This window comes from Bradyrhizobium sp. WSM2254, from assembly GCF_000472645.1.
Lineage (GTDB): Bacteria > Pseudomonadota > Alphaproteobacteria > Rhizobiales > Xanthobacteraceae > Bradyrhizobium > Bradyrhizobium niftali.
Genome location: NZ_AXAB01000081.1, coordinates 1 through 11,441, shown reverse-complemented (window position 1 = coordinate 11,441; position 11,441 = coordinate 1). Strand labels below are relative to the sequence as shown.

General features: G+C 63.2%; 9 protein-coding genes and 1 tRNA gene. 6 read left to right on the top strand and 4 right to left on the bottom strand.

Annotation, left to right across the window (positions count from 1 at the left end; genetic code table 11):
- The coding region (locus tag A3M7_RS50095) for a transposase (protein ID WP_245284408.1) at positions 1–132 on the top strand (132 nt) is incomplete at its 5' end.
- A 140-nt stretch (positions 133–272) separates the two neighbouring features.
- On the opposite strand, the gene A3M7_RS0137140 is transcribed toward A3M7_RS50095, so the two are convergent.
- The 3 genes from A3M7_RS0137140 to A3M7_RS0137125 all read right to left on the bottom strand — a co-directional run bounded on the left by A3M7_RS0137140 (position 273) and on the right by A3M7_RS0137125 (position 4,316).
- Complete coding sequence (locus tag A3M7_RS0137140) at positions 273–1,583, bottom strand: ABC transporter substrate-binding protein (protein WP_027548425.1); 1,311 nt, start codon at positions 1,581–1,583, stop codon at positions 273–275.
- A 248-nt stretch (positions 1,584–1,831) separates the two neighbouring features.
- The gene (locus A3M7_RS0137130; protein ID WP_027548424.1) at positions 1,832–2,953 is read right to left on the bottom strand and encodes a D-alanine--D-alanine ligase family protein; all 1,122 of its coding nucleotides are present in this window, start codon (positions 2,951–2,953) and stop codon (positions 1,832–1,834) included.
- 130 nt (positions 2,954–3,083) lie between these two features.
- The gene (locus A3M7_RS0137125) at positions 3,084–4,316 is read right to left on the bottom strand and encodes an SMP-30/gluconolactonase/LRE family protein (protein WP_027548423.1); all 1,233 of its coding nucleotides are present in this window, start codon (positions 4,314–4,316) and stop codon (positions 3,084–3,086) included.
- 274 nt (positions 4,317–4,590) lie between these two features.
- On the opposite strand from A3M7_RS0137125, the gene A3M7_RS0137120 reads away from it, so the two are divergent.
- From A3M7_RS0137120 to A3M7_RS0137095, 5 genes are all read left to right on the top strand, one after another.
- Positions 4,591–4,854, top strand: coding sequence for a hypothetical protein (locus A3M7_RS0137120; RefSeq protein WP_027548422.1), 264 nt, complete (start codon positions 4,591–4,593; stop codon positions 4,852–4,854).
- A gap of 700 nt (positions 4,855–5,554) precedes the next feature.
- Complete coding sequence (locus A3M7_RS0137110; protein ID WP_027548421.1) at positions 5,555–7,117, top strand: 2-isopropylmalate synthase; 1,563 nt, start codon at positions 5,555–5,557, stop codon at positions 7,115–7,117.
- A gap of 225 nt (positions 7,118–7,342) precedes the next feature.
- A complete protein-coding gene (locus A3M7_RS0137105) occupies positions 7,343–8,344 on the top strand; it encodes a TRAP transporter substrate-binding protein (RefSeq protein ID WP_027548420.1) in 1,002 nt (333 codons plus the stop codon).
- A 194-nt stretch (positions 8,345–8,538) separates the two neighbouring features.
- Entirely contained in the window at positions 8,539–9,123 is a 585-nt protein-coding gene (locus A3M7_RS0137100) for a Spy/CpxP family protein refolding chaperone (RefSeq protein WP_027548419.1), read from the top strand.
- Positions 9,124–9,291: 168 nt separating this feature from the next.
- Positions 9,292–9,367, top strand: a tRNA-Lys gene (locus A3M7_RS0137095).
- Between the two features lie 61 nt (positions 9,368–9,428).
- Here A3M7_RS0137095 and A3M7_RS0137090 read toward each other — a convergent pair.
- On the bottom strand, positions 9,429–10,451 hold the full coding sequence (locus tag A3M7_RS0137090) for a tyrosine-type recombinase/integrase (protein ID WP_049823937.1): 1,023 nt from the start codon (positions 10,449–10,451) through the stop codon (positions 9,429–9,431).
- Positions 10,452–11,441 lie beyond the last annotated feature (990 nt).

Below are 11,441 nucleotides of genomic sequence, written 5' to 3'. Positions count from 1 at the left end.
ACCTTCGCTACTCTCAAACGCCGCATGCGGCTGACCTGCATCCGCTACGTCGGTCTGATCAAGGCGACCGGACAAGTCCTGCTCGCCTCAATCGCCTTCAACATGAGGCGGTGGGCCACGATCGCCGCGTGAGCCGCCCTCCGAGGGCGACAACTACAGATATTGGCAGGTAATTGCCGCGACTAAGGCCTTCTCTCGTGACGTCTTCAGCCTCAAAAGCCAATAACGCAACAGGCCCACAAGGGGAGAGGGTGCACCGCCAGCGCCGCCCTTCACGTCCCGTAAGTCGAGCCCTTCGGCAGCGGAAACACCGGGTCTTGCGTGCGGATGTTCGTCGGCCACACCACCGAGATGTGCTCGCCGGCGTTCTGCATCACGACCGGCGTCGAGCGTTCGTTCTGGCCCGAGAGCGGCGTGCCCGGCGGGAAGAATTTCACGCCGTAGCCCTGGATGGTGCCGCCGGCGGGGATGTCGACGTCGAGCGCGGCCTTGCGGATCGCCTCGGGCTCGAAGCTGCCGTACTTTTCCTTGGCGACCGGCAGCACGTTGTTGAGCAGCACCCAGGTCTGGTTGAAGCCCATCGAGCAGTGCGGCGGCACGTCGGTGGCGCCGGTCTTGGCCTTGTAGCGCGCCACCATGGCGGTGGTCAGATCGCCGATACCTGGCGCCAGCTTTGCCGGATCGAGCAGCTGCGCCGGTACCGGATCGATGTTGCAGAAATTGTCGATGTCGGGACCAAAAGTGGAGCGCAGCTTGTCGAGCTGGCTGTAGCCGGCGCCGGCACCGAACAGCATCTTGAAGCGTAGACCGCTCTCGCGGGCCTGGCGCAGGAACAGGGTGATGTCGGGGTTGTAGCCGGCATGCGAGATCACGTCGGCCTTGGCCCGCTTGATCTTGGTCACCAGCACCGAGAGATCGGGCGCCGAGGCCGAATAGCCCTCGCGCAGCACCACCTGGATGCCGGCCTCCTTGGCATAGGCCTCGTCGGCGGCGGCGACGCCGACACCGTAGGGGCCGTCCTCATGGATCAGCGCGACCTTGACCTCCTTGGGATCCATTCCGAGCTTTGCTTTCGCATGCTCGGCGAGGAAACCGGCAAAGGCCTGGCCGTACTGGTCGGAATGGATCTGCGCGCGAAACACGTATTGCAGGTTCTTGTCCTTGAACACGGCGGTCGAGACCGCGGTCGTGATCCAGAGGATCTTCTTCTGCTGCTCGACCTTCGCCGCGAGTGGCACCGCATGCGAGCTCGCATAGACGCCGTTGATGATGTCGATCTTCTCCTGGCTGATCAGGCGTTCGGCCTCGTTGATCGCAACGTCGGGTTTGCTCTGGGAATCCGCGGCGACTGGAGCAATCTTGGTCTTGCCGCCGACTCCGCCTTTCTCGTTGACGAGATCGATCGCGATCTGCGCCCCGATTGACGAGGCGACCGAGCCGCCGGCGGCGAACGGGCCGGTGAGGTCGTAGATCAGGCCGATGCGCAACGTCTCGGCTTGCGCCTGGGCCCTTGTCCAATCGAGGCTGAGTGCGGCGGCAGCAGCCGCCGAGCTCTTCAGCAGCTGCCTGCGTGAAGTCGGCATCCTATCCTCCCTCAAGACCGTCTTTTGATTGGTTGTTATCTTTTTGCGAAGTATGGGGAGCGGGACGGCGGAAAGTCAACATCGCCCAAGGTCGATACGCGGTGCGCCGCCGCACAACGCATCTGCGAAAGACAGGAATGCCCACCGCTCGCTCAGGAGGCGACGGGCATGATCGCGCTGTGTTACTTCAACGCGGCCCCGCGCGCCTTGCGCGGCCGTGTGCCCGGCATGGAGCGACCGGAGATCGACTAGCTCGCGTAACCCCGCTCCAGAGCTTGCCTCTGCCCGTGCCGGTCCAGCGCCAGATTGACGAGACGCGTTAGCAACTCGCCATACGGTACGCCCGAGGCTTCCATCATCTTCGGATACATGCTGATCGACGTGAAACCGGGCAGGGTGTTGATCTCGTTGAAGCAGAACTCGCCGGTTTTCCGGTCGAGGAAGAAGTCGACGCGGGCGAAGCCGCTGCATTCGAGCGCCGCGAACACCTGGGTGGCGAGTGACCGGACGCGCTCCATCTGTGCCGCGTCGAGCTTGGCCGGAAGGTCGACCCGAGCGCCATCGGGATCGAGATATTTCGCCTCGTACGAATAGAACTCGTGATGGGCGTTGGTGTTCAGCTCGCTGGCGACGCTCGCGAACAGCGTCTCGCCCTCGAGCACCGCAACCTCGATCTCGCGCGCGTCGATGCCCTGTTCGACCAGCACCTTGACGTCATAGCGAAACGCATCATCGAGCGCCGCTTCGAGCGCATCCGGCGTCTTGACCTTGTGAATGCCGACACTGGAGCCCATGTTGCACGGCTTGACGAAGACCGGGAGGCTCAAGCCCTCGACCGCCTTCGCAAGCGATGAGTTGCGGTCCTGAACGTAGGCCTTGCGGGTGAGCACGCGATAGGGCGCGATCGGAATGCCGGCGAATTCGGCGAGCCGCTTGGCGACATCCTTGTCCATGCTGACGGCGGAGGCGAGAACGCCAGATCCCACATAGGCGACGTCGGCCAATTCCAGCAGGCCCTGCACGGTGCCGTCCTCGCAAAGCGGCCCGTGGATGACCGGAAAGACGACATCGATCTCGATCGGGAGGGCGGCGCCTTGTGTGATCGGCATGAGGACGCCGCGTCCATCAGGTCCCCTGGCGAGCCGTATCTCCGGCGCATCGGGCAGGATCGGCAAGGCCGCTGCGTGAGCCTGATCGAGCGTCCGAAGATCGTTCCATTGCCACCGACCCGTCTTGTCGATGGAGACCGGGATCACCTCGAAGCGGGTACGGTCGAGATGCCTGAATACGGAAGCGGCCGATTTCAGCGAGACCTCATGCTCACCGGACCTGCCGCCATAGAGAACAACGACGCCAATTTTGTCTGCCATAGCTCAATTATCACGCGCTCTGTCCGGAAGTCACCTCTGTTGCCCGGTTCAAGCATCGACGGAGCGATGGAAATAATTCGGCGCCGGCGAGGACCGCCGGCGCCGTCTCGCAATTGGAGGCTTGTGCCGCTCAGCCCGGACCTGCGCCTTGCGTCGCCGTGTACACGGCGTAGAGCGACTGGCTCGCGGCCATGAACAGGCGGTTGCGCTTGGGGCCGCCGAAGCAGACGTTGCCGCACACTTCCGGCAGGCGGATGCGGCCGAGCAGCTTGCCCGCCGGCGACCACACCGTCACGCCGCTATAACCGACGGCGCGGCCCGCATTGCTGGAGGCCCAGACATTGCCGTTGACGTCGCAGCGCACGCCGTCCGGGCCGCACTTCACGCCGTCGATCGTGCAGTCGGAGAAGCGCTTCTGGTTGGAGAGCTTGTTGTCCGCCCCGACGTCGAACACGAAAATCTCGCCCTTGCCGCCGGGGCCGCTGTCGCCCGGTCCCTTGCCGGTCGAGACGACGTAGAGCTTCTTGAAATCGGGCGAGAAGCACAGACCGTTCGGATCCGGCACCTGCTCCTCGGTGACGACGAGGTCGACGCGGCCTGAGGGATCGATGCGGTAGCAGTTGGTCGGCAGCTCGCGCTTGCCCGGTGTGAAGCCGGCCGGCTGTCCGATCCGCGGATTGAGCTTGCCGCCAGAATTGCTCGGGCCGCCCGCGACGTCGGGCTCGCCTTCGTACAACTGGCCGCCATAGGGCGGATCGGTGAACCAGTAGCTGCCGTCGGGATGCGCTGCGACGTCGTTCGGCGAATTCAGCCGCTTGCCCTGATAGGAGTCGGCGAGCACCGTGGCGGTGCCGTCATGCTCGTAGCGCGTCACCCGCCGGGTCAAATGTTCGCAGGAGAGCTGACGGCCCTGGAAGTCGAACGAATTGCCGTTGGAGTTGTTGGAGGGGGAGCGGAACACGCTGACGCGGCCGTCGTCCTCGGTCCAGCGCATCTGCCGGTTGTTGGGAATGTCGCTCCACAAGAGGTAACGGCCCTGCGCGCTCCACGCCGGGCCCTCGGCCCACAACAGGCCGGTGTGAAGGCGCTTGATCGCGGTGTTGGGCTGCGCGAGATCTTCGAAGGACGGATCGACCGCGATGATGTCGGGGTCCCAGAAATACGTGGTCGGCGCGCCGTTGGGGCCGAAATCGCGCGGCGGGGTGGTGATCGTCGTCGGCGGAGCGGCAGGTCCGGTCTGGGCCAGCGCGGGGCCGGCCATCGTGGCGGCGGCACCGAGCGCAAGCCCCCGGACAAGTGTTCGTCGTGAAAGCGCAGCATCCTGGTCACGCTGCTCGTGGTCACGAGTCTCCTGGCGTGTCATCGCGTCCTCCCGGTCATGTTTACCGGCCGGTTGATCCGGCCGTACGGTCGAAGGTTAGTCCGGTCCGCGTCCGGTTGCGAGGGGCAGGTTCGCATCCTCCGTGCGATGTCGCGAACGCCGCAACATCGCCGCATTGCGGCTGTGCAAAGTCCGAGCCGACAATTCGTCCTGCCCGTGCGCCGCTAACCGGGACCGGTTTCAGGGCCTGTCAAGCCTTGACCTCGCGCGCGTTGCTGGCAGAACATTCCTCGGGGGAAAGAGGCCGGAACTCATGGTGTTAGCTGTCGTCATACTGGTCATGCTGCTCGCGATCGCATTCGTGGCCGGCTATTTCACCCGCGTCTACGTCTCCCGCAAACGCCGGGCGGAGGCGCGCCGCTGGCGGGAGTATACCGAGCCGGATTGGCTCAACGCCAACGCGCCGGCCAACACCAACGAGATCGCAAAAACCGGCAAGGCGGTGCCGATGGCCACCGGCGAGCTCGGTCAGATGCTGGACCGCTGGGAAAGCCGGGCCCGCGCCCGCCGCACGGGATAACTCCTAGATAGGGGAGTTGGATCACTATGACGTTGCACCTTGCTCCGTCATTGCGAGCGTAGCGAAGCAATCCAGACTGTCACGGCGGAAAGACTCCTTCGCTTCGCTCGCAATGACGACGTTGAGGCAATTGTGCGCAAATGTCTCCCATCGTCGTCCTGGCGAACGCCCGGACCCATTACCCCAGGGAGTGGTTTGGTGAAGGCTCGTCTTGTACTGCAATCGATCTCCACGGACAGACCTCGCGGTATGGGTCCTGGCGTTCGCCAGGACGACACCAATGAGGTGGCTTCGTTTCGCTTTTCCCAATAGCCGGTAGCAAGCTCGCATCCATGGTAGGTCAGTTCCCCTGACTATCTTTTGGCGTTGCAGTTGCGCCTGTTTCTCGTCTAGAAACAACCGCATTGGGCCTCCCGGCAACCAACCGTCAACGGTTTTGACCGAGGATTTGAGGGCTCAAAAGGGTCTGGCAATGCTGATTCGCGGCCAAATCGATGGGATTTCGGGGGAGGTGGCTCTGGCCGCCGCCACGATCCCGGCCGCGCTGCTGCCCACCCTCCGTCTTGGCGGGCTTCTTCTTACTTGCCCCTGAGGGCCGGCTGGGCGCCGCGCGCCTGGGCGCTCAGGGGTTGGTCGAGATCACCGGACACCTCAAGCGCCCAGCAGACTGACGGCGCGCAAGCTCAAAAGGAATTTTGCAATGGCCCCCGCGAACAAGTCCGACAAGGACCGCGTCATCATTTTCGACACCACGCTGCGCGACGGCGAGCAGTGCCCCGGCGCCACCATGACCTTCGAGGAAAAGATCGAGATCGCCGAGATGCTCGACGACATGGGCGTCGACGTCATCGAAGCGGGCTTCCCGATCACGTCCGAAGGCGACTTCCAGGCCGTCAGCGAGATCGCCCGCCGTTCCAAGAATTCCGTGATCGCCGGTCTGTCGCGCGCCAATCCAAAGGACATCGATCGCTGCGCCGAAGCGGTGAAATTCGCCAAGCGCGGCCGCGTCCACACCGTGATCGCGACTTCGCCGCTGCACATGCGCGTCAAGCTGAACATGACGCCTGAGCAGGTGATGGAGCTCTCGATTGCCAATGTCACCCGCGCTCGCAACCAGATCGACGACGTCGAATGGTCGGCCGAAGATGCTACCCGCAGCGAGATGGACTACCTCTGTCGCATCGTCGAGGCCGTGATCAAGGCTGGCGCTACCACGGTCAATATTCCCGACACCGTCGGCTACACGACGCCGGAGGAATATAGCCGCTTCATGCGCACCTTGATCGAGCGGGTGCCGAATTCCGACAAGGCGGTGTTTTCGGTTCACTGCCACAACGACCTCGGCATGGCGGTGGCGAACTCGCTGGCCGGCATCGCCGGCGGTGCGCGCCAGATCGAATGCACGGTCAACGGCATCGGCGAGCGGGCCGGCAACGCTTCGCTCGAGGAAGTCGTGATGGCCATCAACGTCCGCAACGACGTGTTTCCGTGGTGGAACAAGATCGACACCACGCAGCTGACCCGTGCCTCGAAGGTGGTGTCGGCGGCAACCTCGTTCCCGGTGCAGTACAACAAGGCGATCGTCGGCCGGAACGCCTTCGCGCATGAGAGCGGCATCCACCAGGACGGCGTGCTGAAGGATGCCTCGACCTACGAGATCATGCGGCCCGAAATGGTCGGCCTGAAGCAGTCATCGCTGGTGCTCGGCAAGCATTCCGGACGTCATGCCTTCGTGCACAAGCTGGAGGAGATGGGCTACAAGCTCGGTCCGAACCAGCTGGAAGATGCGTTCACGCGGATGAAGGCGCTCGCCGACCGCAAGAAGGACATCTACGACGAGGACATCGAGGCGCTGGTCGACGAGGAATTGGCGGCGTCGCACGACCGCATCAAGCTGACCTCGCTGACCGTGATCGCCGGCACCCATGGCCCGCAGCGCGCGACCATGAAGCTCGACGTCGACGGCCAGATCAAGATCGAGGAAGCCGAGGGCAACGGTCCGGTGGACGCGGTGTTCAACTGCATCAAGGCGCTGGTGCCGCACGAGGCCAAGCTCGAACTGTATCAGGTCCACGCCGTGACCGAAGGCACCGACGCGCAGGCGGAAGTCTCCGTGCGGCTGTCGCATGAGGGACGTGCGATGACGGCGCGCGCGGCGGATCCGGATACTCTGGTGGCGTCGGCCAAGGCCTATCTCGGCGCGCTCAACAAGATCGTCATGAAGCGCCAGCGCGACACGGTGACGACGGCCGCGGCGAGCTGAACGTTCACGCTCCGGATGAAACGGCGGAAACGCGGTGCCCTTGGCACCGCGTTTTTCGTTGATCGCCGCCTCAGACGTTTTCCGCCCGGATACAGCATTTTTGCAAGGAGACCCCTGCTAAGGGGCAATGGCGCCTCAGCCTGCTTCCCTATAAAGCTGCCTCCCAAGAATTTAAGGCTTGGGGCCGGCGGTCCGTGCCCCACAAAAAAACGTACCGGAGGAAGCATGCGGAAACTCATTTGGGCTGCGGCATCGATTGCGGCTTTGGCGCTGACCGGGCCGGCATCGGCCCAATCGCCTGTTATCATCAAGTTCAGCCACGTCGTCGCCACCGACACGCCGAAGGGCAAGGCGTCGGAAAAATTCAAGGAGCTCGCCGAGAAGTACACCGGCGGCAAGGTCAAGGTCGAGGTCTATCCGAACTCGACGCTCTACAAGGACAAGGAAGAGCTCGAGGCGCTCCAGCTCGGCAGCGTGCAGATGCTGGCGCCGTCGAATTCGAAATTCGGCCCGCTTGGCATCCGCGAGTTCGAGGTGTTCGATCTGCCCTACATCCTTCCCGACCTGAAGACGCTGCGGAAGGTGACGGAAGGCCCGCTCGGCCTCCGTCTGCTCAAGCTTTTGGACTCCAAGGGCATCACCGGCCTCGCCTATTGGGACAACGGCTTCAAGCAGATGAGCGCCAACAAGAAGCTGATCGCGCCGGCCGATTACCAGGGCGTCAAATTCCGCATCCAGTCCTCGCGCGTGCTGCAGGCCCAGTTCAAGGCGCTCGGCTCGCTGCCGCAGGTGATGGCGTTCTCGGAAGTCTACCAGGCGCTGCAGACCGGCGTGGTCGACGGTCAGGAGAACACCTGGTCGAACATCTATACCCAGAAGATGCACGAGGTGCAGAAGTACATCACCGAGACCAATCACGGCTACATCGGCTACGTCGTGATCGTGAACAAGAAGTTCTGGGACGATCTGCCCGCCGACATCCGCGAGCAGCTGTCGAAGGCGATGAAGGAGGCGACCGACTTCAACAACACGCAGTCGCAGAAGGAGAACGACGACGCGCTGGCCGAGATCAAGAAGGGCGGCAAGAGCGAGATCATCAAGCTCACGCCGGAGCAGGACGAGGCGATGCGCAAGGCGATGGAGCCGGTCTACAAGGATGCCGCCAGCCGCGTCGGCCAGCCGCTGATCGACGAATTCCTGAAGGAATCGAAGAGCACGACGAACTGACCCAAACGATGCATGAATGAAGGGGCTTCCGTGCCAGGCGCGGAAGCCCTTTTTGTTGCGAATGATTTCCGGTTGCGGCTGGAGGTAAAATCAGGCGTTACATCCTCGTCAGGACGCCCTCCCTGTCCAAGTTGTAAGTTGCGCGCGGGGCGCGCGGCGCCCATCTTCAGGGCATCCTTCCAGAGGAGGTTCGGATGAGGAAGTTCACCATCGCCGCCATCGCCGTGCTCAGCATCGCCGGCTCGGGCGCGGTCTATGCCCAATTTCATCGCCCGTGGATGGAGCACTTCCGCCACGTCCGGATGAACCCGGAAGACCGTGCCGCCTTCGTCGACGCGCGGATCGCCGCCGTCCATGCCGGGCTGAAGCTCAGCGCCGACCAGGAGAAGCTGTGGCCGCCGGTCGAGGCCGCCGTGCGCGAGTTCGCCAAGCTGCGCATCGACCGCGCCAATGCGCGCATGGATGCCGCCCCCGGCGCCGCCGACAAGCCGGAGGATCCGGTCGCCCGCCTGCGCCAGCGTGCCGAGGACATGGCGGCTTCCTCCGCGGCCCTGAAGAAGATCGCCGATGCCGCCGATCCCCTCTACAAGACCCTGGACGAGGGCCAGAAGCGGCGCCTCGCCGCACTGACCCGTCACCGCGGCCCGTTCGGCGGCGGCGAGGACGGCCCGTCCCGCCACTTCATGGAACGCGGCATGGACCGCATGATGGAGCGCGGTATGGACCACTTCCGTGACCGCGACGGCGGCCCGGACCGGGACCGCGACGGCCGGCTCTGAGCGACCCCGTATTTCCCGCGGGATTGACCTTGGCGAAGCCGCTGGAATCCGGCGGCTTTTCGCTTTTTGGGGCCTGTGGAAGAACCTTGGAAAACATTCGCCGCATCGCTTGCCAGACCCGGATCGCTTTGCTAAACGACCGGCCTCGCAAGGCATTCACCGCCTTTCGGGCGCATAGCTCAGTTGGTAGAGCAGCTGACTCTTAATCAGCGGGTCCCAGGTTCGAGCCCTGGTGCGCCCACCATATAAATCAAACACTTAGTGGTTTGATCAAACGGCAAAACCAGCGCCGTTTACACCACCGTTTACAGTTTTGTTCTCGCTTCGAGCTTCAGCACCGCAGCTTCTGCGAGCTGAATGTCGCGACCGAGATAGTGCGCATCGAGAATAGCCTCGACGTCCTTCAACGAGTGTCCTGTGACGGCCGCGATCTGCGGCACGCTGGCGCCTGCGATCGCAAGCCGAACCACCGCTGTGCCTCGTAAGTCATGAAAGGTCAGGCCGTCGATGCCGGCGCGCTCGCAAGCCTTTCCCCAAGACGTCCGAAAGCCATCGGAGGTCCAGGGGCGGCCCAGTGTGTTCGTCAGGATAAGCGGGCCCTGGCGGCTCGTCGCATCAAGCAGGGCCCGCAGCGGCGCGCCAGCGGGCATTGCAACCCTGCGACCACCTTTCGATTGGCGAAGACGAATGTAGGGGCTCTCGTAGGCCGACCAGGGGAGACGCAGAAGGTCCCCCTGCCGTTGCCCGCTCCATAGAGCCAAGATCAGCGCCAGCTGGATCTCGCTGGAGGCGACCGCTAGGACCGCGGCAATGTCTTGCTCCGTCCAGATCTTATCCTTGCGGTCTGCTACGTAGAGGCGGCCGCCGCGTTCGCATGGGTTGATCGCGATGATGCCGCGGTCCTTCGCGAACGACATGACACGCGCCAGCGTCGTCCAGGCGTAGTCGGCCTTACGTGGCGTCTCAGCGAACGAGTCGCGCCAGGTCTTGAATTCACCACGCACGCGGCGGTCGGCCAGAGCTGCCACCGGTAGGTCGCCAAACGCGTCTTCGATCAGCTTAATATAGGCGAGGTACGCGCGGCGCGTCGAGGCCGCTAGGCCAGTGAATTCTGGTGCGGCCTTGTACTGCGCGATGATCGTCATGAACGTGCCTGCGCGTGGTTGCCGAAGGCTTGTGTGCGCGTCATGATACTCTCGAACGAATTCGGGGGTACCTGGCTTTGCCTGGATGGCGGGTCCGCCGCGCCACGCGTAGAAATGCACCTTCAGCTCGCCATTGGCGAGCTTACGCTTGACCCTATGAATTCCTTTAAGAACGACGCGCACGTTTTGCTCTCCATTCATCTAAGGCGGACGATTCCTGTTGCGGTTGCAGGCCGCTCATTGCGTCCAATGCGAAGTCGATAGCTTTCAGATCCCAGCGCGTTGTGCCGGCAAGGGGCGAGGGCAGCTTGCCGGACCGCACCCAAGCGGAAAAAGCGCTCGGCGATAGGTTGCAGTAGGCAGCTGCTTGCTGCCTGCTCAGCAACCGAGGCGTGAGTGGTCGGCAGGGAGTCGAGTCGACGTCCCGGGTCGTGGTTGAGTTTGAGAGGCAGATAGCCGTTTGCGTCAAAACGACGGTGCCGTCCAATTTTACCGAACCTCCGTGTCGCAGCGACACCCACAGCCATCCGGCTCGGCCGGCCGCTTGGCAGCTCCGCAGTGTTGGAAGCTTCGGCGGAGATACTTGCAAAACTTGTATTCGGTGCTGAGCTGTTGACGCCGTGCAACGACGACATGTCCGTAGCACGGGACCTCGTAACAACGCGTCGAAAGAACGTTTGCCGGGTACGCTCGATACCGGCGCCCTCGTACGTGTTGGCCTGCACAGGATTTGATCCGAGCGATACATAACGCAGGGCGAGCGACACCTCGATGAGGCCCAGAAGTTGTTGTAAATTCTATGCGTCAAGCGCAGTGTATCCACCGGCGAGACCGCATGCTCAAGGAGCTGGAGAGTAACGAAGGGCGATGCCGCCCCAAGGTCCGTCGTCCATGAGCCGGCGACATAGAATTGCGTGACGTCCGGTTCTGGCCCGTTTGAGACATGCCAGAGCGGTCTAACAATGTCCGTTCACAGGCGTAGACCGGAAGCGAACGGCACGCGCCCAAAGTGACGCGATTGACGCAAGGCGGACATAAAGCAGTGCGGCGTGTGTCTGCACCTTACCTATGGGGAGGTCGATCTCACGCGGCTTGCAGTATCAACTCGCTCAAGCGGTCTGGCTCATCGAGCATGGCCATGTGCCCAACGTCCGGCAGTTCGAATGTGGCCCA